General features: G+C 41.5%; 22 protein-coding genes (1 of these 22 only partly in view). 18 read left to right on the forward strand and 4 right to left on the reverse strand.

Annotated features, from left to right (window positions below):
• Window positions 1-85 precede the first annotated feature (85 nt).
• A complete protein-coding gene (locus LEP1GSC192_RS03245) occupies window positions 86-919 on the reverse strand; it encodes a hypothetical protein (RefSeq protein ID WP_020768044.1) in 834 nt (277 codons plus the stop codon).
• A gap of 69 nt (window positions 920-988) precedes the next feature.
• Between LEP1GSC192_RS03245 and LEP1GSC192_RS03250 the strand changes: the two genes are divergently transcribed.
• From LEP1GSC192_RS03250 to LEP1GSC192_RS03275, 6 genes are all read left to right on the forward strand, one after another.
• Window positions 989-1,249, forward strand: coding sequence for a lipoyl domain-containing protein (locus LEP1GSC192_RS03250; RefSeq protein ID WP_036088743.1), 261 nt, complete (start codon window positions 989-991; stop codon window positions 1,247-1,249).
• Complete coding sequence (locus LEP1GSC192_RS03255; protein WP_020768325.1) at window positions 1,246-2,148, forward strand: metallophosphoesterase; 903 nt, start codon at window positions 1,246-1,248, stop codon at window positions 2,146-2,148. The genes LEP1GSC192_RS03250 and LEP1GSC192_RS03255 overlap by 4 nt, the downstream gene beginning before the upstream one ends.
• Entirely contained in the window at window positions 2,138-3,184 is a 1,047-nt protein-coding gene (locus LEP1GSC192_RS03260) for an Mrp/NBP35 family ATP-binding protein (protein ID WP_020768496.1), read from the forward strand. The genes LEP1GSC192_RS03255 and LEP1GSC192_RS03260 overlap by 11 nt, the downstream gene beginning before the upstream one ends.
• 40 nt (window positions 3,185-3,224) lie before the next feature.
• Window positions 3,225-3,914, forward strand: a complete 690-nt coding sequence (locus tag LEP1GSC192_RS03265; RefSeq protein WP_020768511.1) for a hypothetical protein — start codon at window positions 3,225-3,227, stop codon at window positions 3,912-3,914.
• 80 nt (window positions 3,915-3,994) lie between these two features.
• Complete coding sequence (locus tag LEP1GSC192_RS03270) at window positions 3,995-4,753, forward strand: AraC family transcriptional regulator (RefSeq protein ID WP_020768459.1); 759 nt, start codon at window positions 3,995-3,997, stop codon at window positions 4,751-4,753.
• Window positions 4,754-4,817: 64 nt separating this feature from the next.
• Complete coding sequence (locus tag LEP1GSC192_RS03275; RefSeq protein ID WP_020768006.1) at window positions 4,818-5,213, forward strand: DUF3703 domain-containing protein; 396 nt, start codon at window positions 4,818-4,820, stop codon at window positions 5,211-5,213.
• Window positions 5,214-5,228: 15 nt separating this feature from the next.
• Here the strand turns inward: LEP1GSC192_RS03275 and LEP1GSC192_RS03280 are convergent, their stop codons facing one another.
• Window positions 5,229-5,843 carry a UbiX family flavin prenyltransferase gene (locus LEP1GSC192_RS03280; RefSeq protein ID WP_020768130.1) on the reverse strand — a complete coding sequence of 205 codons (615 nt, stop codon included), beginning with the start codon at window positions 5,841-5,843 and terminating at the stop codon, window positions 5,229-5,231.
• Window positions 5,844-5,845: 2 nt separating this feature from the next.
• Window positions 5,846-6,754, reverse strand: coding sequence for a UbiA-like polyprenyltransferase (locus LEP1GSC192_RS03285; RefSeq protein ID WP_020768192.1), 909 nt, complete (start codon window positions 6,752-6,754; stop codon window positions 5,846-5,848).
• A gap of 101 nt (window positions 6,755-6,855) precedes the next feature.
• On the opposite strand from LEP1GSC192_RS03285, the gene LEP1GSC192_RS03290 reads away from it, so the two are divergent.
• The 3 genes from LEP1GSC192_RS03290 to ychF all read left to right on the forward strand — a co-directional run bounded on the left by LEP1GSC192_RS03290 (window position 6,856) and on the right by ychF (window position 9,807).
• Window positions 6,856-7,515 (forward strand): hypothetical protein, encoded by a 660-nt coding sequence (locus LEP1GSC192_RS03290; RefSeq protein WP_020768304.1) that lies wholly within the window; start codon window positions 6,856-6,858, stop codon window positions 7,513-7,515.
• A gap of 5 nt (window positions 7,516-7,520) precedes the next feature.
• Window positions 7,521-8,636 carry a hypothetical protein gene (locus tag LEP1GSC192_RS03295; protein ID WP_020768385.1) on the forward strand — a complete coding sequence of 372 codons (1,116 nt, stop codon included), beginning with the start codon at window positions 7,521-7,523 and terminating at the stop codon, window positions 8,634-8,636.
• 73 nt (window positions 8,637-8,709) lie between these two features.
• Window positions 8,710-9,807 (forward strand): redox-regulated ATPase YchF, encoded by a 1,098-nt coding sequence (ychF, locus tag LEP1GSC192_RS03300; protein ID WP_020768347.1) that lies wholly within the window; start codon window positions 8,710-8,712, stop codon window positions 9,805-9,807.
• On the opposite strand, the gene LEP1GSC192_RS03305 is transcribed toward ychF, so the two are convergent.
• Window positions 9,804-11,258, reverse strand: coding sequence for a helix-turn-helix domain-containing protein (locus LEP1GSC192_RS03305; RefSeq protein ID WP_232420943.1), 1,455 nt, complete (start codon window positions 11,256-11,258; stop codon window positions 9,804-9,806). The genes ychF and LEP1GSC192_RS03305 overlap by 4 nt on opposite strands.
• A 749-nt stretch (window positions 11,259-12,007) precedes the next feature.
• Here LEP1GSC192_RS03305 and LEP1GSC192_RS03310 point away from each other — a divergent pair.
• The 9 genes from LEP1GSC192_RS03310 to LEP1GSC192_RS03350 form a co-directional block, all read left to right on the forward strand.
• Window positions 12,008-12,913, forward strand: a complete 906-nt coding sequence (locus LEP1GSC192_RS03310; RefSeq protein WP_306819339.1) for a sodium-dependent bicarbonate transport family permease — start codon at window positions 12,008-12,010, stop codon at window positions 12,911-12,913.
• A 34-nt stretch (window positions 12,914-12,947) separates the two neighbouring features.
• Complete coding sequence (locus LEP1GSC192_RS03315) at window positions 12,948-14,291, forward strand: SulP family inorganic anion transporter (protein ID WP_020768488.1); 1,344 nt, start codon at window positions 12,948-12,950, stop codon at window positions 14,289-14,291.
• A gap of 120 nt (window positions 14,292-14,411) precedes the next feature.
• Entirely contained in the window at window positions 14,412-16,310 is a 1,899-nt protein-coding gene (locus LEP1GSC192_RS03320; RefSeq protein WP_020768188.1) for an alginate export family protein, read from the forward strand.
• Window positions 16,311-16,323: 13 nt separating this feature from the next.
• Window positions 16,324-18,045, forward strand: coding sequence for a proton-conducting transporter membrane subunit (locus LEP1GSC192_RS03325; RefSeq protein ID WP_020768361.1), 1,722 nt, complete (start codon window positions 16,324-16,326; stop codon window positions 18,043-18,045).
• Window positions 18,012-18,902: an NADH-quinone oxidoreductase subunit H gene (locus tag LEP1GSC192_RS03330; protein WP_020768212.1), complete on the forward strand. Its 891-nt coding sequence runs from the start codon at window positions 18,012-18,014 to the stop codon at window positions 18,900-18,902. The genes LEP1GSC192_RS03325 and LEP1GSC192_RS03330 overlap by 34 nt, the downstream gene beginning before the upstream one ends.
• Before the next feature lie 2 nt (window positions 18,903-18,904).
• Complete coding sequence (locus LEP1GSC192_RS03335; protein WP_020768083.1) at window positions 18,905-19,516, forward strand: membrane protein; 612 nt, start codon at window positions 18,905-18,907, stop codon at window positions 19,514-19,516.
• Window positions 19,513-20,736: an NADH-ubiquinone/plastoquinone complex I subunit gene (locus LEP1GSC192_RS03340; protein ID WP_020768118.1), complete on the forward strand. Its 1,224-nt coding sequence runs from the start codon at window positions 19,513-19,515 to the stop codon at window positions 20,734-20,736. Before LEP1GSC192_RS03335 ends, LEP1GSC192_RS03340 begins: the two co-directional genes overlap by 4 nt.
• Entirely contained in the window at window positions 20,733-22,151 is a 1,419-nt protein-coding gene (locus tag LEP1GSC192_RS03345) for a hypothetical protein (protein WP_020768081.1), read from the forward strand. The genes LEP1GSC192_RS03340 and LEP1GSC192_RS03345 overlap by 4 nt, the downstream gene beginning before the upstream one ends.
• Window positions 22,148-22,933, forward strand: partial view of an NADH ubiquinone oxidoreductase 20 Kd subunit gene (locus tag LEP1GSC192_RS03350; RefSeq protein ID WP_020768519.1) — the 5' portion only. It continues 27 nt past the right edge of the window; 786 of the gene's 813 nt are visible here — the first part of the coding sequence; it begins with the start codon at window positions 22,148-22,150; its stop codon lies off the right edge, out of view. Before LEP1GSC192_RS03345 ends, LEP1GSC192_RS03350 begins: the two co-directional genes overlap by 4 nt.

Raw genomic sequence — 22,933 nt, forward strand, 5'->3', positions numbered from 1 at the left:
TCTTTGCGGCTCTGCGAGAAAAACTCCTCTGTGTTCTCCGTGGTCTCTGTGTGAAAAAACTTTGCGTCTTTTCTAACGCTGTGGCTTAAAACGCCATTTCGCGTAATGCAGCTAATGGATATCTCATATAGACTGTAGTAGTCCTAGAACCGGAAGTGATTGTCAAAAGATCTAACGGATTCAGACCCATCGTATAATAACCTTCGTCGATCATCGCGATCCCGAAACCCGCACTTTCCTTTTCGTCCAAAAACTCAGGACGGAAAAAATCGGCAGAATTCCCTTGGTCGAAGAGTTCCTTATGGCGAACGCGGGATTCTTCGATCCTTCCAAAGTCCATATTATGGATCGGGGAATCGTTACGGATCCTGAAATTTAGCTCATCTTTGGTGATCTTGATTTTAACAGAAATTCTCATTCTGTTTTTTTTAAGTTTATAACGGATATCGGTGAGAAATTCTTTCTCTTCGTCTTTTAAGATCTGCTTTTTAGCCCGGATCCTATCTTCCAATTGAAGAATGTTCTGGACCTGTTTTTTGATCTTATCCGGAACCACATATCTCTGCATCGCGTCGCGAAGAGGGGAAGTATCCATGATAATCTCGAGCAGTTCTTCTGCTTCTTCTTGGGTTTCGCCGAGCTTTTCTATTTTTTTCAAGAGCTCGTCTCTGAAAATAATATGGCGGATATTTCCTTTGATCGCGTTTAATAATGCCTCCATAAGTCCGCTGAAGAGATGAAATGCAGCAAGCGGATTGGCACCGATCTCTTCTAAGAGACCGTTTACGAGTTCGGAAAGAATATCTCTGGTAGGTTTTGTGAGACCTTTCAGTTCTAAATGGAAGAATCTTCTCTGCTTGAGTTCTTCGATATTTTGGAGGATTTGAGCCCCTTTGAGGACAGATTTCTGGTTTGCCATAGGAGGGAACTTAGAAAATTTAGTACACGTTGGCTTGTGGACTCTATACGGCAAGCTGGTTTTAGAGAGATGGCATCAAAAACCGAAGATTTCGAACTAATTACACCCGACTTGGGCGACACAGATAAAATCGAACTAGTTCGATGGAATTTTCGGTTGGGCGATCAAATCAATGAGGGAGCGGAGGTCTGCGAACTAGTCACAGACAAGGCTTCTTTTCCGATGGAATCTCCGATTAACGGAATACTTGCGAGAATCGACAGAGAAAAAGGTTCCATCATTAAAAAAGGAGAAATTTTGGGAATGATCCGGAGGAAAGTTTCCGAGTGAAATTGGTCCATTTATCGGACCTACATTTTCCCGTAGCGCTTCCTTTCATGACTTTGAAAGGTAAGATGATCCCGGGATATATGAACTATACCTTTCGGCGTATGAGAAAATATCCGATTTCTCTTTGGGACGCAATCGTTCGAAAAGTTCAATCATTAGATCCGGAAGCGATCATTATCTCTGGAGATATCACAAATGTTTCTCATCATAGAGAATACGATGAGGCATTAAGGATCTTGAAGCCGGTACTCGGGGACAAAACATTCATGGTCCCTGGAAATCATGATCGTTACACACGAGTCGCCGCAGGAAAAAAAGGAACAGATCTACCATACTACGAGAAATTTTTCTCTTCTTGGATGGGAGATAGTATCCCGATTCAAAACGGGTATCTTAGGATCAAAAAAATAGGAAAACTAACTCTGGTTGGGTGGGACTCTAATATGCCTCTCTCCGTATTGAATGCGTATGGATACGTGGGGGAAGAGATTGTACATTCTACCTTGGAATATCTGGAAAAAGAAAAACTAGATCATTATATCTTGATCTGTCATCATCCCATCTGGAATCCTCCGGAACGTCAGGAAAGTTCCGGTCATAAAATGAAAAACAGGGAAGAAATCGCTGAACTTCTAAAAAAAAGGCCTCCATTAGCCTATTTGCACGGTCATGTACATACGAATTGGGTTAAGTATCCCGATCCCCAAAAACCGTATTACGTGATCAATTCCGCATCCAGTACAAGGATCTCGGACCAACGACACCAAAGCGGATTCCATCTGATGGAATGGAACGGAAAAGCACTTAATGTCAAAAGATTCTCATTCTCTAATGAAGAAGGGGAATTTATAGAAACAAAAACGATCTCATACCAAGAAAAGGAAACAAATGGCCGGTAAACTCCAACCAATCGATATCCAAAGAGAACTCACTAAAATCAAACATCCGGAGTTAAAAAAAGACATCGTGTCTCTCGGAATGATCGGTTCTCTTGAAATCGGAGAAGATGAAACAAGTATCCTCGTTAAAACTCCTAGCCAAGACAGAAGAGTCCAGATCGGATTAGAGGCACAGATCCGTCAGACACTTTCCAAAAAGGAAGGTGTAGGGAAAGTAAAGATCAAGTTCGAAGTAGATCCTAAAATGACCTTGGATGATTCCAATAAAATCCTTGGAGTTAAAAAGGTAATCGCGATCGGCTCCGGAAAAGGTGGAGTAGGAAAATCCACAGTCACAGTAAACCTTGCATCTACGGCAGCCGCTATGGGATATAAAGTGGGAGTGATGGATGCGGATATCTACGGACCTTCTATCGGAAAAATGTTCGGAGTGAACGGAAAAGTGGCCCTTAAAGCCGAAGAAGATAAAATTTATCCGTTAGAAAAAGAAGGACTGAAGATCATCTCTTTCTCTTTTTTAATAGAAGAGAAACAACCGGTAGTATGGCGGGGTCCAATGTTAGGAAAGGCGGTAGAACAATTTTTATACGATATCGTCTGGGGAGAACTGGACTTCTTATTTATAGATCTGCCACCCGGAACGGGAGACGTACAATTATCTCTCGCTCAGCTAATAGATTTAGACGGTGCAATTTTAGTGACCACACCGCAAACCGTAGCCCTTTTAGATGCAAATAGAGCTGCGTCCATGTTCCAACAAGTCAAAGTACCGATACTAGGTGTTGTGGAGAATATGAGTGAATTTGTATGTCCAAATTGTGGACACAGTTCCGCGATTTTTTCTACGGGCGGAGGTCAAAAATTAGCGGATTCTGCCGATACAAAATTCTTGGGAGGGGTCCCACTTACTATGGATGTAATGAGCGCAGGAGAAGCCGGAAAACCCCTGGTTTTTCAAGAACCTGACGGAATTATCGCAAAATCCTACAAAAACATACTCCAAAACCTGGCTGAAGAGATAAAAAAGTGGGAATAATACTCTGGGGCCAGTCAGTTAGTACAGAGGGAGGCAAACCGTGAAGTTCGAAAAAGGCACAGAGAAGAATCCATCCGGAAACCTCATAGTATATTGCAACGTTGTTGGAGAAAACCCGCTATTTCCGGGTGGAAAAATTATAGCGTCCAACGTAGTGGTTAGTTTCCTTAGAATCGGGGAAAACTTTCCTGTTGTAACATTCCCTCCCGTCTCCTTGGACAGTTACGATGACTTAAAAAGGATTATCACGGATCATTACGATAAGTATGATGTGGTAAAAATTAAAGACTTCGAAATGCCGGCAGGCCAAGAAGATTCTAATTCTTATATCAAAGAAAGAATGGATCATTTCGAGAATGTAGTGATCCGCTATGTCGAATTATGCAAGAACAGAGAAGGCGGAACTTTTTCTGCTCAGGAAAAAGAACCGGAAGGTGTTAGAGACTATCTAGATGCGTTGGCAAATCTTTCTCTAAAAGTAAGACGCTCTAGCGGTATTGCGAGGGAAGCATCTTTACTTCATATGGAAAGATTGGTGGAAACTTTTTCCGGAAAACACCCCGAGTTCGATCTTCATAATTTCCGCAAAGCCTTGGAAGTTCCTGGCCAAACGGGAGAAGAATTAGTAGGGCTGTATTTACAAAAATTCAACGCTATCTCTTACGAAAGATACGAAGACGCTTCCGATCTGAATAAAAAAATCCAAGCAATAGAATCAGTTAGCCCATAATAATTTCGGGACCGCCGGTCCCGAAATTCCTAGTATTTGTTTCTTGCCATTCCTTGTCCTTCTCCCTCTTATAATTCCCGATGGGAAAAGAATTTTATATTTGGCCTGATTTAGGTTTGTATTGTGGAGAATCTTTTTCCACGGCAAGGCATAGCCATTTTTTCTCCCAGATTTGCTGTTCTTTAAATGAAGGACCTGTTCGTCTCCAAGGAAGCGATGAAGAGTGGAGAAATTACGATGTAGTATTTGTTCCTTCCAGGGTCTCTCATGGGACGGAACGTTCTTCCGAAAAATTTATTATTATCTTAGTTGATCCATTAGGGAGCGGACAAGGTATATTCCAAAATTCGAAAATACAAAAGGGAGAACCGGGTCTCGAAGTAGGGGATAAAATTTCCGTCCAGGAGATCAGAAAGTCATTTAATGAAAAAGATCCAATCCGGATCCGAAAACGTATTTTGGAACTTTTAGATTCGGTGAAATCGGACAAAAGCAAAAAGGAAATGGATCCAAGAATCCAATACTCTTTGTCTAAAGTAGGCGAAGAAAAAAATTCGCTCACTGAAATTGCAAAAAGTTTCGATTTATCCCAAAGCAGGTTTAGACATTTATTTAGGGAAGAAACAGGGATTACTTTTTCAGAATATAAAATCTGGACAAAGATCAGAAAGGCGGTCCTGCATTTATCCACTAATCCTCAACTAGTCCAAGCCGCGCTCGAAGGCGGATTTTCGGACCAGTCACATTTCACTCGTATCTTTAAAAACTCATTCGGACTTAGACCTTCCGAATTCTTTCGGAGAGAAGAAAATTTTGCTCCTAAGTTTTTTCCGGACTAGCCCCAAAATTCAAGACGAATGGAAAAAGAGATTCTATCCTTCTTTTTAACTATAGGAGAATCGGATGAATTGGATCATGCCTAAAGATTGGAAGATCAGATACAAAAAGGAATTGGACCTTTCTAAAAAGTACGAAGAAGAGGGAAACTTAAAAGAAACCTGGAGATATTTAGAAAGAGCTCACTTGATCGGACAATATTATCCAATACCTCACACAGGCATCCATTTTAGAATGTTATTATTTGCGATCGATCAAAAAGATATAAAAGAGATTGCAGGCCAGTTAATTAGGGTTTCGTTCGGCTGGCTCGGTTCTTGGTTGAATAAAATTCCTGTGGGAAATACCGGAGGTGCAAATGTTCCGATTTTTCAACCAATGCCTATTCCGGAAGATTTATTGGATTTACTTTCTGAAGCCGACCAAACCTCCAAAAGTTTATCCGGTCTAAAAAAGAAATAATTGATTCGATAAATATTATGGATTCCAACGAGGATACAAATCTATTTCTCTACCTAGTAATCTGAAAATTCGAGTAGCCATAAAATCTCCCAGATCCTCTAAACTTTGGGGCATTTGATAAAAACCGGGAGAAGCAGGAGCGATAATAGCGCCCGCATCATGAAGAGCTAACATATTTTCCAAATGAATACGATTATAAGGAGTTTCTCTGGGGACTAAAATGAGTTTCCTTCTTTCCTTCAAAGTAACGTCAGCCGCTCTTTCTATCAAATTTTCTGTGATCCCTGTCCGGATCGCTGCGACAGTTTTCATAGAGCAGGGAACCACCACCATTCCGTCCCAAATATTAGAACCGGAAGCAATATCTGCTCCTATATCTTCGAATTTACGCAGATGAAATGTATGTATTTGTTTAGGATTCCATTTTTTACGTACGAATTCTAAGACATCCTCTCCGGTATGAACATTCGCCTGATATTCTTCCTTAAAAACCCGGATAGCGGCCGGACTTGGAACAAACCAGGTTTCTCCTGGAATTTCCATGAGAGCATTTATGAATCTGGCCGCATAGATGGAGCCGCTTGCTCCAGCCATTGCGAGTACCAGTCTTAATGATTTTTCCTGACTCATTTTTAAAGCCTATAAAACAGAGAAACAAGTTTTGGACCTGTCTCCGCTAAAATGCCCAAAAAGATCACCAATGAGATCCAAGAATGGATCTGGTAGAAACTCGGTGGAAAATTTCCGTCCTTGTTTTCCGAGGCGATCTTCTGCTCTCTAAATAATAAATACGCTACAAATACTAAAAATGCCCAAAAAGCTCCCTGAAAATCCGCATACCAAGCCGCTATTCCTAAAAAAGAAACGGAAAGAATATGAGAGATTCTTGATATAAGAAACGAGTTTTTTTCACCAAAACGAACAGGCACGGAATGTAGGCCTTCTTTTTTATCGAATTCCCTGTCCTGCAAAGCGTATAATATATCGAATCCCGCTAAATTGAAGGCAAGTCCTAAAGTCCAAAACCCTGCGATCCAGGAAAATTCTTCTCGAATCGCGATCCAGGTTGCGAGAGGCGCTAAACCGATCGTCAATCCAAGATAGAAATGGCATAAAAAAGTAAAACGTTTTGTATAAGAATACGTTAATAAAAGAAATAGAGTAGGGAAAGAAAGATAAAAAGAAAGCGGATTTAAGAACCAACTACCTATAAAAAATACCAATGAAGATCCGATGATAAAAATCACCGCCATAAGATCCGAGATCTGACCGCTCGGGATCTCCCTGTTTGCGGTCCTTGGATTTTTAGCGTCAATTTTGCGATCCGCCCATCTATTAAATCCCATAGCCGCACTTCTTGCGCCCACCATACAGACCAAGATCCAAATCAATTTTTGGCCAATCACGGCGAGAGGTAAACTTGGCTCTTGTAAGATCGCAAGAACAAATGCTATCCCTGCAAAAGGAAGAGCGAATAAAGTATGGGAGAATTTTATAAAACGACCGTATTTGCCTAGGGCAGCAAGTGTATTGGAAGCCATCAGAGGAAGTCTTGAAGAATACTGTTAGTTAGAAAGCAGATTTTTTATGATCAAAATGAAAATGGATGATTTTTTGACCTCCCAAAGAAATCCTCGTATCTATGATCCAAAACACGGATACTAAGCCGAAGCCAAACGTTTCTTCCGAGGAAATCGATTCTCTTATAACCGAGATCGTATCTTCTCCAGAACTACATTTTAGGTGGTTAAATACTCTTTCACTTTTGGAACATATCGGTTCTCGTAAAATCCATACAAGTCAATCCGGACCCTTGCTCTCCGAAATGGTTTTAAGACATGCTTCTGAAGAAGCAAGACATGCCGCCTATTTTAAAAAATTGGCCTTAAAAATAAAACCCTCCAGCACGCATTCTTTCGAAAAGGATTCTTTACTCTGCGGATTTTCTGCCGTTTCCTACTTCCAAAAATTAGATATTTCGGTGGAAAGATCTTTTGGAAGGGAAAACATTCCGAAACACACGAAATCATTCCTCTGCTATTTATATGTCACAAAATTAATAGAAGAAAGAGCAGGTTCGGTATACGAAATCTATGACCAAATTTTGGACCAAAGGCAGTTGGGAATATCCGTAAAAGGGATCATTAAGGAAGAAGAATCCCATCTTTCCGAAATGGATTCTAACCTTTCCGCATTGGATCCAAAATTCGAATCCAGAACATTGGAATTCAGGGAAAAAGAAGAAAAACTTTTCCAAAAGTACTTTCAAAATTTAAGAAAAGAAGTTTTTCAATACTCTTAATCCAAATGAATTTTATCCCAAAATTCGAGATTAAAAAACTAGCTGCGCTCGTTCTTTTAGCCGGCCTAATTCTATTAGGGCCATCTCTACAAACGCAGTCCAACTCTTCGGATCGGAAAGACTCACCGATCGGGCTTGTTGTATATTGTCCTTTGCAGTCGGAAAAAGAACCCCCTTTTGATTTTGAAAGGACTCTGAGTCTTTGGTATCAACGATATAAACAACAAAAGACCCAAGAGGGAGGAGGGGCAATTCTACTTGTCTCTGCTCCTTATCTGCCTAAAACTTCTGACGAAATAGATAGGCTGAAAAAAAACCTTGGCGCAGAGATCATATTTACCGGTCATCATTCGGTACTTCCAAAAAAGGAAACGGCCAAACAACCTTCCAACAAAAAATCGAAAAAGAAGAAGGTTATAAAACAGAAAAAGAAAACTACACCGACAGAGACTAAGACAAATCCTGAACAACCGGAAAAACTGACTCCTACAAAACCGGAAGATCCTAAACCGAAAGAAGAAGATCCGAAACCCCAAGAGCAAACTACAAAAACTAACTCGGAACAAAAAGAGAATCCTCCCGTTCCTAAAACGAAAGTTTCTTCTAAGAAAAAATCCAAAAAAAAGGCGCCGAAGCTTGCCGCTAAAAAACAGCCAGTGATCCCACCTGGAATTTTGACGGTGAAGGAAGAAGGCGGATTGAACTTTGTATTCTATTCTCCTTCTCCGGAATCCGTACAAGAGAATGAAAAAAATCCGTCTTCTTGGATCGGCGATTTTAAAACACAATTTTCTAAAACTTTCGAATCTCAGATATTCCACTTTTTACTCGCCCAAGATCCGAATGAAAAGCCCAAAGAAGATCCGAATCCGATCGCAGAAGGATTGTCCCATTTTAAAAAAGGCCTTTCGGATACTTTACCTTCTATCGTTCTTCTATCCTCTCCAAGAGCTTTGCGTTTTTTTAATGGAGAATACAGCTTTGGGTGTGGTGCAGCCCCGAACTCCTTACAGATCAGTATTTTGGAATTATTTTTTAGGAACGGAAGACTCATCCGGATCAACGAAGAAGTCCAAACCTTAAATTCCAAGGAATCGAATAAATCCTGGATCCTGGAATAAAGACCTCTTATCTTATTCTACTCTATAGATCTAAACGAATTTACAGATTCTCTTTCTTTCAAAAATTGACTGTATGAGCTTGAATTGCGGGATCGTAGGACTTCCAAACGTAGGAAAATCAACCATATTTAACGCATTAACCAAGGCCGGTGCCGAAATGCAAAACTATCCTTTTTGTACCATCGAACCGAACAAGGGTATCGTGGAAGTTCCGGATACAAGGCTCGACAGGCTCGTCGAAATTTACAAACCCCAGAAAAAAGTCCCGGCAATCATGGAATTCGTGGATATTGCAGGACTCGTAAAAGGTGCCAGCCAAGGGGAAGGTCTCGGAAATAAATTTCTTTCTCATATCCGAGAAGTGGATGCGATCTGTCATGTGGTCCGCGCGTTCGAGGACGAAAATATCACTCATGTTCACGGAAAGATCGATCCGGTGGAAGACGCACAAGTAGTCACAATGGAACTTATTTTTGCGGACCTAGAATCCGTCGAAAAGCAGTACCAAAAAATTTCCAGAAACGCAAAGGCAGGAAATAAGGAAGCGCAAGAAGCTTCCGCACTTTTAGATAAAATTATGGCGGTTTTAAAAGAAGGAAAACCGGCTAGACTCGCAGATATCAAACCGGAAGAGCAAAAATTAGTCAAAACGTTCAACTTAATCACTTCCAAACCTGTTCTTTATGTGGCCAATATCACGGACAAAGCGGCGATTGCTAAAGAAAATCCGATCGTGGAATCCGTAAAAAAAATGGCCAAGGCAGAAGGAGCGGAAGTAGTCACTCTTTGCGGAAAATTCGAAGAAGAAATTTCCGGACTAAGTAAAGAAGAACAACTGGAATTCTTAAGTGAGATCGGAGAAACAAGCAGCGGATTGGATAGAATGATCCAAGCTGCCTACAAACTTCTGGGACTTGTAACTTTCTTCACAGCGGGAGAAGTAGAAGCAAGAGCCTGGACCACTGGCGTGGGAAGTACAGGACCGGTGGCTGCATCGGTAATCCACTCTGACTTTGAAAAAGGATTTGTTCGCGCAGAAGTGATGAAGTTCGAAGATCTAGACAGAACGGGAAGTCCGAATAAAGTAAAAGAAGAAGGGAAACTCAGGATAGAAGGAAAAGAATATATCGTCCAAGACGGGGACGTCATCTTCTTTAGAGTGAACGCCTAAACTTTTCTGCCGTTACTTTCCTTACGATACGAATTCGGATTGGTGCCGGTTAATTTTTTAAATTCCAGATAGAACGCTGATCTGGAACTAAATCCTGCTTTTGCACCGATCTCTGTGGTGTTCTCGTCAGGGAATTCATTTAGTAATACTTTCGCTTCTTCCACTCTATACTGATTGATCAAAGACGGGAAATTGGTCTTGAACTCGGTATTGATCAACTCGGAAAGCTGGTGGATGGTGATCCCAAGTTCTTTTGCCATATGTTCTTCTTTTAAAGACTTGGTCAGATAAATTTTTTCATTTTCCAGCAAGGACTCTATCTTACCCACAAAATCCTTCACGTTTATGGAAGAAAGGTGTGTTTTACGATTGGAAACTTCTTCTTCTTTTCTTCTCAATATCTCTCTGGATAATAAGGAAACGAATACGGTAAGAGGAGGCAGATAATACAATACCCCATATACCGCCATTCTGTTATAAGGGTAAAAATCGAAATGGAAAATAGTCTTATACAGATCTAGTAAAAGAAAGATCCCCCAGACCGAGATAAAGAACATCTCATAAACGGTATTGTTCCGGATGGAAGAAATATGGGTCTTTCCGAAATAGAACAACATACATCCGTAATTGAGTACTAATACTAAGATCCTATGATCGTACCAAAACTGGTAAAGAGGGATGAGAGGATATAAGATCCCGGCAAAACAAACCAGCCAGAAGAAGGGGGATTTATAAACGATCCCTGAATTTTCCTTATTCCAAGCGGCCAAATAGAAGAAGAAAACAACGTGAGTGATCCCCAAAAATAAGAAATAGTTATGACGGAATAAGTTATTTTCATTTCCTACGATGGATGCAAATTCCTTACCATGTAAAAAATACAGAGTGGCTCCCACTGCGGTTAAATGAAGTGGCAAAGTCAAAAATAGAACTTTTCTACTCTTAAAATATAGATAAAGGTTATAACCGAAGGCAAAGAGAAGCACAAACCCTACCATTAAAAAGAGAACGGACCGCAACCTCACGATAATCATGTAGTCATCTTCAGAGAGCAATCGAACCGGATAGTTGATATCCTCATTGGACAATACGTAAAGATAGAATGTCCTTTCTTCCTTAGCCTCTAAACGAATATTAAAGTGGGGAAGTGGAGAAATAAAATCGTTCCAGATAGGATCTAGATCGTAGCCTGCAAATCCCGCTTCGAAATTTCCCTTGGAATCTACGGAACAAAGTTCCGCGTCCGGCACGTTCAGCCAAAGCAAAACCAGGGTCCTGTTCAGTTGTTCCATCCCTTCATTTGCCAATCTAAATCTCAGCCAATTTCCGGAAGAACTCCTCTTTAAACGCAGAACATTTCCAGTATTATGATGCCATTCTAATTGGTGGAGAGAAGAAATTGTTTCCGGCTTACAATGACGGAACTGGTATCCTCTATACCGATATTCCATTTTTGAACTGATATTTTCAACGGGGGAAGAAGGACTCAGTCGGATTATTTCAGCTTTAGGGAGAGTGGGAGCAGCGTGTAAATTTTCACTAAGGATCCCGAAGAAAAATAAAATCAGAAATCGAAAATAGATATTTGAGAGAAACGAATTTCGGATTCTATAACTGGATTGTTTCATTTAAGCCTAATACCAGTGAATCCGTTTTAAAGGTAGGATACCAGGTATTTTTCCTAAGTCATCTTATTTTTTACTTAAAATAATACTAAGGTCGAATTCAGTTCAAAATCCTAAGAAATTCCAAAAACCTAACCTCAAGTATCTAAATTTATAATCTTGGAATTTTTAAATTTTCCAATGTTAAAAGATTATAAAGTTTATAAATATGGATAGGAGAAGCTGCCCGAGTTGCCGGTTTTTCTATTCGAGTAATTCAATTTCTTCCGTAAAAATAGAGCGAAGGAATGATGCCAAGCTGTCACCTTTCTTTTAAAATTTCAACCAAGATGCTGTTTTTCTGAACAATCAAATTCCAAGAGTCTAAATTTTTAAATTTTTTTTAGACTCTACTATTTTTTAGTGTCCAGTTTTATAAGTTTGGAAGGTCTTGTAGATGTAGTGGTTCGAATTTCGAAAGGGCTACACCGAAAGCGAAAAATCTTTAAAATACATATAAAGGGGAATATACAGTGATCGATTCAGCTGTAATTTCAAATATCCTCAACCCACCGGTTCTGTTTTTCTTTCTAGGCATGGGAGTGGTTTTCTTTAAGTCCGATCTAACCATTCCGAACGGGCTTTCTAAATTTTTCTCAATGTATTTGTTGTTTTCTATCGGATTTAAAGGAGGGCATGAACTTTTCAGTACACCATTCAGCACTGAGCATGCTTTTACTCTACTCGCCTGCTCAATCATGGCGATCGTAACTCCATTTTTCGCATATTTTATACTAAAGGCTAAGCTGGACAAACATAACGCCGCGGCATTGGCCGGATCTTTCGGTTCGATCAGCGCTGTGACCTTTGTTACTGGTGGGGCTTATCTTCATAATAAAGGGATAGAATACGGCGGTTTTATCGTAGCCGGTATGGCGCTTATGGAATCTCCGGCAATCGTAATCGCCGTCATACTCGATAGATTGTCTAGGAACAAAGCGAATGGGGGCGGAAAAATAAATTGGAAAAAGCTGCTTCATGAAGCTCTTTTCGGCTCTTCCATCTATCTTCTTGTAGGCGCTCTGATCGTAGGTTTTGTAACCGGAGAAAGCGGTTGGGCAGCGGAGAAACCTTTTACCGAGGATTTATTCAAGGGATTATTAACTTTCTTCCTTTTGGATATGGGGATTTCCGCAGCGAAACGTTTTAGCGAAGTAACTCATGCAGGATTTTTTCTAATCGCGTCCACTTTACTTATCATGGTGATCAACGCAGCTCTCGGACTATTTCTCGTAAAATTGATCCGTATGCCGGAAGGAGATGCGGTAATGTTCGTCATACTTTGCGCTTCCGCTTCCTATATAGCTGTCCCAGCGGCGATGAAAGATATGATCCCGGAAGCCAATCCTAGTATTTACCTTACGGTGGCACTTTCGATCGTATTCCCGATCAATATCGTGATCGGTATCCCGCTCTATCACTATCTAGTAACAATATTATAAAATTATACCATACGGAAGGAAGCAGGAAGAGGTTATGGTAGTTTCACTAAAGGACATTTTTGCTTATTTAAAACGGGATGCTGCGGCCGGAACGATTACCGGCTTCGTGGCCATACCTTTGTCGGTCGGCATTTGCCTAATGTCGGAGTATCCGATCCAAACCGGACTCTTGACTGTGGTTTTTGCCTGTATTGTGGGATTTACAACATCCTTGTTTAAACCCGGAAATTTCGTAGGAGTTCCGGGTATAGCAGCAGGGCTCGCTCCCGCTTTAGCCTTAGGAGTGCATACCTTCGGTCATGAAAATATGCCTTTTCTGATTTTTTTGACCTCAGTGATCCAAATCGTGGTTTGGAAATTCAGATGGGAAGGTTACATCCTAAAGACTGTCCCTCATTATTTAGTAGAAGGATTATTAGCCGGAATAGGTTTAAAAATAGCGCTAAAATTCGTACCCTATATGTACGCAGTGGAACATGAGTCTTTGGGAAATTGGTTTAACCCGGAGAGACTTTTTGTTTTAGCGCTCTCATCCATCTCTTTTGTTTGTTTCGTATTTTTATATCAAAAGTTCAAATCCAGCAAACCGGGCATTCCATATTTCCTTGTTATAGGTTTCGGGATCGTTATCAGTTTCTATTACGATTTACCAATGTTAGTCGTGGACCATGTTCCTTTCAAATTGGTCCTTCCTTTACCTCAACCTCACGAGGATCCAAGATTGATCCATACGATCTTTCTCACTTTTGAAATGGTCGGATATGCTCTGATGCTTGCGACAATAGACGTAATCGAGCAGGTAATGAGTAATGTTGCCATCGAAAAATTGGATCCGCTAAAAAGAAAATGTGACTCTAATAATAGTTTATTTTCCATTTGGATCGCGAACTTAGGCTCCAGTTTTTTTGGAGGAATGACAAACCTGGATGGGTTAGCAAAAGGGACGACGAACGCGGTCGCAGGAGCAATGACAAAACTCTCCAACCTTTTTGTGGCCTTAGTGATCGCAATCGTATTAATTTTTCCCAAACTGTTGACTCATCTTCCGGAATATTCCCTTGGAATCGTCATGATCTTTACCGGTTGGAAAATGATAGAAGGTTTGAAACATGTGATACACGAAGGGGTCTATGCGTTTAGCCTAGCGATCGTTTGCGGACTATTAGTCTTTCGATTCGGTATCTTTGAAGGTTTACTCATCGCTCTTTTTATTCACGCACTGATCTCCATTGTGCGCTGGAAAAGGGATGGCGTCTCTAATTCTAAGATCTGGTCCCATATTAAACACCGCTATTCAAATCCTTCGGATGAAGTAATACTACAAGCGGTAAATACGGAGGTCGTTCATGACTTGACCGAAAATAGAAATCAGATGTAGAAGTTATAGGGACTTAAATAGAATTGCTTCGATTGTCTTGTTAGAAAAATAGAAAGTCCTTTAAGTTGCTTATATATTCGGATGGCTTTGAATTTTATTTTCATTAGGAACGGTCAGAAAATGTACAAGTTGCGTCGATTTCATAAAATTTCCGGCTATTTAGGCTATATTATATTTCTCTTAATTTTCGTATCCGGTATTCTTTCGGATCTTTCCGCTCAAAATGCCGCCACTACCGCCCAAAATCCCAACTCTCCGAAGGAAAGTGCAGAAGAAGAAGACGGTTATGTTTCTCCGATGAAATCCAGCGGTCTGACTCCCGATTTTACAAGAAGTACATTTTTCGAACCGGAGTTGGGAAAAAAATTCGCCAACCGCAAAAAAGCATGGCTTAACGATTGGATCAGACTAGGAGCCTATATTCGCCCTAGATACGAGGACAGATACAACCTATCTTTCGACAAATCGAATAAAGGTTATACTTCGCGGGCAATGCAGACCTCTCAGGTATTTTTCATAATTGACCCTAGTCCATATTTTTCCGCAAAAGTCACTTTCCAAGATGCAAGAATTTGGGGAGGAGAAACTCCGGCCAACGTAGGGGATGCTCGTGCGAATGTTTTTGATGCAGCGGGTACGACTACAACCAGTAACCCTGCCTCTGGATCAGGTTCCACGATCCCTAGCCAAACCACTATCCGAGAAGCCTTTGTTCTTTTGAAAAAGCTTCCTTTAGACGCAAAAATACAGTTCGGTAGGCAGGTTCTAGCCTACGGTGATCAAAGATTACTTGGCGGTGCTAACTGGACCATAAACGGTCTATCTTACGATGGAGCAAGGATCATGTTCGATCAGGACAATTATAAGATCCATTTTTTCGGAACTAAGATTGCGGCCAACCAGAACGGTGTCAACGGAGTGGTTTCGGCTAACGCTCCGATCACCATTACGGATCCGGTTACGAAAAAATCCACTGTAGTAAATCCTGGTCAACCGGATCAGTATATTGTCGGTACATATAATTCCCTCACCGCGAAAGATTGGTTCACTCTAGATGTTTATTCGATCGGACTTTTGACCAAAAAGACAGCTATTGCAGGAGCTAAATCGGATTTAGATCTTTATAATAACTCTTGGGCAAAACAACAAAGTGATCTGATTACGACCGGATTCAGGATCACCAACAGAACTGCGAATAATAATCTTCCCAAAGACGGATTCTGGGGAGCTTGGGATTGGGCGATCGAAAGTGCGTGGCAGACGGGGGCAACCGGAGAAAGGACCGTAAAAGATCCTCTTTTAGACTCTTATGTAAGGCAGAATGTTGCGGGTCTTTCGAACCAAAGTTACGGCACAGAAGTTCAAAAATATTCCGGTTCAATGCATGTTTTCCAAACAGGTTATACTTTCTTTGAAAAATTGAGAGCGGGCTTTCAATATACCTACGCATCGGGGGATAAAAACCGAACGGACGGAAGTAACGCAACCTTCCAAACTCTTACAAACCCGCGATTCGGAGTATTCCCTTACTGGAATAATGTAGCAGGTCTTTCGGAGAACATCGATACTAAAAACTTGAGTTCTTTTAACTTTAATTTTTCGTACAAGACAGAACGTTACGGAACATTCTACGCTGCCTATATCATCAATAATAAGGTACAAACTCAGGATGCATGGTATGCGATCAACGGTTCCGCTAATACCGGAGCTTCGACCGAAAGTAACGGTCTCGGTCAAACCACGATCTCCGTGAGTGGAACTGGAAAAAATATCTACAATGAGTTCGATCTAACTTGGATGTACGTTGTAAATGATTATGTTTCGATCTGGATCGGAGGCGGTATCTTGACTGCGGGTAATGCGGTTAAAAATCAGAGAAACGCTCTCTATCATTACAATCTTCAGGCTACGGGAACGGAAACCGCAGGTCTTCATATGAACACGGGAGTTGTGACAGGCGCGAACGGAACAGCCTCTACGGCTCACATGTTCTTCTTCCAAGTGAACGCAGGCTTCTAAAAAAGGAATACGTATGACAGTATTGGCTTATCTATCCGTTATCACCTCTCTTCTTGCACCTTTTCTGATCGGGAATGTGCTAGGGGTGGATTTTTTCGGAAAAGATAGTTCGATCGGTCTTGGGGTAACTCTCCAAGCCATATTAGGCGGTTTCATATCTGTATACGTATACGGATATGAAAAAGAAAAAAAGACATTGATCGTTTTCGGTTACGCCGTTTTTTTCCTTAGCACAGGGATTTGTTATCTAGTAGGAAAAAGTTTATGGTTGATCCTTTTTTGGGAATTGTCCACTATAAGCGCCTTCCTCCTTTATGTTGGAGGTAAATGGAACGATGCATCCATTCGAAGTTTCGTTGCTTTGGTAGCAGCGGGAGGGATTGGTGCTTTCTGTTTTACCTTCTGGATCTTTTCGAATGATCCAAGTTCCGGATTATTTTTCCTGATCTTGGGACTTTTGATCAAGTCCGCATTTTTCGGAGTCCATTTCTGGCTTCCGGAAGCGCATGCAGGAGCTCCGGCGCATGCTTCTGCGGCTTACTCAGGTTTATTAGTTAATCTACCTCTGGTTTTATTTTCCAAATTCGCTTTCCCACTTCTTCCGGGAACCCATTATACAACCGTTCTAATACCGTTAGCCGGAATCGGAGTCTTATGGGCAGGGATTACCGCTTTATTCAGCAGAGAAGTCAAAAAATCCATCGCTTACAGCACTGTAGAGAATATGAATTTTTTATGGTTGAGCTTACTGATTTCCGCTTATTGGCAATCCAGTGAACAGGAAAGTTTGAGAATGTTGAGCAAGGCATTTGGAGTATTATTTCTCATCTCCTTGGTCCACCATAGTATCAGCAAAACCTTCCAATTCTTATTTTTCGGATATCTAACGAAATTATCGGGTAGATCCGGAGCGGATGATAACACAGGGATCGGTAGGATCAGTGGAATTCCCACATTTTTAGCTGCGATCGGGACCATGAGTTTTCTTGCTATCCCTGGAACCACAGGTTTCCTATCCGAGTCCACATTTATCAAATTATTATCCGCAGTTTTGGAAGTTACGGATACGAGTGCTGCTCTTGTCCTTCCGCTTCTTATTTTAGTCTGCACTGGTTTAGCGGTAGGGGCGGCCGCGCACTTAAAACTTTTCCTAGCTCTTGTTCTTTCCAGACCCCGCACTAATTTCGAAGACCATGGTAAGAATACGACGATCAATGTTTCCTTATTCTTAACTGGAGCTTTGGTCCTGATCGCGCCCGTGATCATTCTTAGCCTCACTAATTATTATGCAGTGAGAGTAGAATGGTTGGATTTCTCTTGGTTCAAAGGAATCGGGATTTTAAACGTAATCGGCCTAGCGATTCTCTTAAGCGTAGGGTTATTAGGACTCAGGCATAGGATCAAAGAGAGAAAACTGTGGGATTGTGGCGGGTTATTTGAGGGATCGGAGGTAGCTATTGCGAGTTCGGCGCTTTCCGATCCGTTAGTCGCTCCATTGGGCAGATATTTCTCAGATGAAGCAGGCAATTCCAAATTGGATAAAGGGTTTATTAAAATTTTAATAAAACTACTTTCTTCTTTAAAAGCGAAGATCAGAGGATCGGACGACGAATCCATCTCCGTGGACCTAACTTATTCTTCGTTCACTGTTTTAACGATCCTCATCGTAATTATCATCGTTCGTCTGGCAGAGGGAGGCATATGGTCACAGCTACTTTCTTATTGGGCATTCTGATCCGGATTTTATCCTTTATCTCTCTTCCGTTCTTATGTGGAGGTGTTCTTCAAAAGATCAGAGCTTTTGCTCAAGGCAGAAAAGGGGCGCCTGTACTACAGATCCTATACGACACGATCCGAATGATGAAAAAAAGTCCGATAGACGGTCCTTTCTCCGGATTTTTCTCGGAAAGTTCCGCGATATTCGCTTTCTCTTTCGGACTAGTTCTATGGTCCTTAGTTTCTTTCGAATGGGCTTCCTTATTACTGATCCCATTTTTGATCGGAATGATCCGATTTGCAACTGTCGCTTACGCTGTGGAAAACGGAACTTCTTTCGGCGGAATGGGAGCGGCAAGAGAAATTCTTCTCTTCATATTCGGCGAACCCATCCTGATACTAATACTTGTAGTATTGGAATCCAACGTGGTATTCCATGAAAACTTCGCACATATTTCTTTTGCGATTTTATTCTTTTTGGGAGCTACCTTGATCGTTCTTTCCGAACTCGCCAAACCTCCGTTTGACGATCCAAGAACCCACCTTGAACTCACGATGGTGCACGAAGCGATGTTACTCGAAGCTTCCGGAAGGACTAGAGCATTTTTCGAACTGGCTCACCAATTTAAGACCGCTTCCTTATTTTTACTTCTAACTAAACTAGGACTGGAACATGTGGAAGTATTCTTAGGAGTCTCATCCGTTCCGATCTGGAAAGAATTAGCTTCCTTCGGAGGAGCCATTCTTCTTTCCGCGTTAATCGGCTATTGGGAAGCAAACAGCACCAGAAGAAAATGGATTTGGATCCCGGAATTACTCGGCCTGAATTTTATCTTCATGCTGATCTTGGGAATTCTTCTGAAACTAGGTAAATAAATATGAGCACTGACCTTAGTTATCTTATCATTCTACTGACTGGTGTGGTCATTCTTTTAGAAAACAGGCTTAAAAGGGTCGTTATCCTCTTGGGAATCCAAGGTTTTCTTTTACTTCTTCCCTTGTACCAAGAAGAAAGCGGGGACGGTTTTCATTCCATCTTTTTAGCGGCAATGGTGATCGTATTCAAAGGGATCTTAACGCCGATCATTCTTTTTTGGACTGCAAGAAGGATCCATTCTCCGGAATCAACTTTTCCTAAAGTAGGATATCTTCCTACACTCGGACTCTTGTTCGCAGGAGCAGCGGCTTGCTACTTCTTCATGGACTTGGTATCCTCCTTTTTCGGGAAGTCCCATCAGTACGGTTTATTATATGTCCTTTTACTGATCTACATAGGAGTAATCGGTTTTATAGTGAGAAGGAACTGGATCGGCGTGATCGCTTGTTTCAGCATTTTTGAGAATGGAACATTTTTACTCACGCTTCTTCTTAAATCCGGAGTTCCGATAGGAAGCGAATTCGGATCCTTCTTGGATGCGGTTTTGATCATCGGAGCCGGCGCCGCCCTTAGGATCAATAGCGAGCAATATAAGGGAGAAATTTCCAGATGAACTTCGATATTCTATTAGGGATCGGAGCAGGGGTTTTTGTCCTAATTTTTCTGACCTACGTTCTAGCTCCTACAAAAAACCAAACAAATTTACTATTCTGGTCCGTGTTACTTATCATCTGCGTCGCGATCAACTTTGCCGTCTGGATCATTCGGGACTGGAATGAAGAAGGAACTACATTACAATGGGTTCTAATAGAAGCTACTACCTTTGTAGGAGCCTTACTCATCTCTTCCAGTAGAACGGAAAAATCCTTTCCTATCGCCTGGAAATTTCTACTGATCAACTCTTTCGGATTAGGTATCGCGTTCCTCGGAATCATACTCATCCGTTCTTCTTTACATGTGATCAATCAACCGATCGATTTTTTAGCGGCTAATTCCGCCTCTCATCCTGAGATCATCTGGGTAGAGATCGGTCTTTGGCTAGCGATCTTCGGATACAGTGCAAAATTAGGGCTATTTCCGAACCATGTCTGGATCGAGGATACTTACGGAGAAAGTCCTTCGCAGGTTTCTTCCCTGCTTTCTTCATTCATTCCGGTCTCGGTCTGTTTTGCCCTTAGGCCTTTTGTTCATTTAGATCACCAACTCTTCCCTCATACATTCAGCGGTGCGGACGGTTTGTTGGTATTAGGAATATTAACGATCTTCTTAAGTATTTTTGCGGTATACGACCGCGACGATATCAGAAGGATCTCCGCAAAAGTTGCTCTTTTCCATACAGGAGCGTTAGCTGTCTTTCTGTGGATGGATCTAAGTGAAACTGTTTTCCTATTTATGATGGCGACAAACCTTGTGGTGAAATCGCTTCTATTCATCAGCATGGGAATCGTGAGGATGGACGCAGGAAAGAGAGAACTTCATAAGATCATTCAAGTGGACTCTATAAATAAATCAGCTCTTTCGCTCTTCATCTTAGCCTTGTTCTTGGCGTTCGTAATGCCCGGTTCCCCCATATTCGTGACGGATATCATTCTGATCAAAGCGGGACAAAGCGGTGGGAAATCGTTCGTTATATTAGTCCCGATCTTAGGGATCGTATTTTTCGGAGTGATGTTATACAAACTCGCACCTTTATTAAACATCAAAGGAAGACCTTTTTCAAAAGACCTTTCCACCATTCTTAGGATCAGAATGACAAACGGATTTTTCCTACTTTTACTTCTACTCAGCACCGGATGCTGGGGATTTTACCTGTTATTACAAGGTGTATTATGAAAAACGTTACCGGAATTTTTCACACTACCGAAACCAAACAAACTCATCGTTTCTGGCTGACTCGGGAAGGGATAGAGCAGGAAACTTTATCAAAAACCGCAGAAAAAAATCTATATGAAGACCATCTAAATCCGATTTGGGTCCTTAGGCATAGCCTCGGCACTGACCAAGGACCGGAAGATTATTCTTCGATGGATTACCAAAAATATCTATCCCAAGACAGAAAACATCTTCTCGAAAAATTCCTAACTAAATCCGGGATCAAGGATTTGGTTTATAGAGGGATCAACGTTCCTGTTCCCACTTCCTTTTATTCACACGCTGTGGGACCGATCCACGCCGGCGTGATCGAGCCTGGACATTTTCGTTTTATAGTAGAAGGGGAAGAGATCCAAAACCTGGACATTCGGTTAGGTTTTCAAAAAAGGGGTCTTTTGGAAAAATTAAAAGGCCTAAACAAGGATTCTATCTCTCCTTATGCGGAAGCAATTTCCGGAGATTCCACGATCGCCTATGCTATCGCATTCAGTAAAGCATTCGAAGAAGCTCATAACATACAAGTTCCGGAAGAAGTCAACTTTGCCAGGACAGTACTCTTAGAGATCGAAAGGATCGCGATCCATATCGGGGATATGGGGGCAATTGCGGGTGACGTAGGTTATTATCCGTTACAAGGCGTATGCGCAGTACAAAGAGGAGTTCCGTTAGGAGTTATGGAAGCCCTCACAGGTTCTCGCTTCGGAAGAGGGGCCTTAAGTCCCGGAAAAGTCAGACTCAAAAAAGAACTTACAGAATCTTTCTTGAGTGATCTGGCGCTAAGGATCGAAAATACTACTTCGGATGTGGCGGGACATTTCGAAAGAGCTGCCGAAAAATCCACCAATAGGGAACGATTGCAGATTTGCGGAGTGATCACTCATAAACAACTTAAAGATCTAGGTTTTGTAGGAATGGTAGAAAAATGTACCGGCTATTCCAGGGATCTTCGTCATCATGATCCCAGTTATACTCTCGCAGGAGAATCCATCCGCTTGGATCTGGATGCAGGCCAAATGACGGGAGACGCCTGGGCAAGATTCTATCTTCGTTATGAAGAATTGAAGAATAGCGGGCGTTGGCTGACCAAAGCAATTCCAGTATTAAAAAATTTTCATAAAGTCTATGAAAATTTCCAAAAGACGAAAGTTTCCAAAGCAAAACCCGGTGTATATTTCCGGGCGGTTGAAGGATGGAGAGGCCCTGTTTTAGTTTCCTTTTCCCTAAATTTTTCGGGAGAAATTTCGGAAGCTTATGTGAGAGATCCTTCCGTCCTAAATTGGCATGCATTGGAGCTTGCAGTCCGAGGGGAAAATATAGGGGACTTTCCTCTGAATAACAAATCTTTCAATCTCAGCTATGTGGGAGTGGATCTATGAGACAAATCCAGGAAATTATCAATATATTCCTACCGGCAAAAAATCTAAATTATAAAAAGATAGGGCCGAACAACCCAAATGCGAGAGGTATCCCGGTACCAACTTCTAAAAAAGGATTTCATTTGGACAAATCCATTGAGAAGGTTTGTCCCACCGGCGGATTAAAAGTTTCATCCTCCAAGGAAGTAACCTTCGATTACGGTGCTTGCTTACAATGTGGTCATTGTGTGGAAGCTTCTTCCGGACAATTGGAAAATTCAGGATTCGTTCACGTATATTCCGTGGACAGAGAAGCGCTAAAAGTACATTATGTAGAAGGCATTCCGGCAATTTACGAGGAAGAAGTTTCGGAAAACGTAAAACAATTCCGCAAGATAACTAAGTATACGGGCTTCCAATATAGAGAAGTAGCAGCAAGCGGAAATAACGCAACAGAAGCGGAGATAAATGCGAGCTTCAATGCGGTGTTCGATAGCGAAGCAAGTAAGATAAGAGTAGTCGCTTCTCCCAAACATTCGGATGCCGTCGTGTTCTCGGGACCTGTAGGAAAGAATATGGAAATTCCTTTACAAGTTGCCTGGGACACAACCCCTGGACCGAAGGCGCTAATTGCCTGCGGAACAGAAGCGGTTTCCGGCGGATTATTTGAAAGAGGTAAATTACCTAAAGAACCGGACTTATTTATCGGAGGAGATCCTCCTAGACCGGACGTAATCGTAAGTGCGTTTCGTTATTTGATGGGTACAAAGAAGTTCTCCTTTAGAGATGAACTCTCCAAATTC

The sequence above is a fragment of the Leptospira sp. B5-022 genome (assembly GCF_000347035.1).
GTDB lineage: Bacteria > Spirochaetota > Leptospiria > Leptospirales > Leptospiraceae > Leptospira_B > Leptospira_B cinconiae.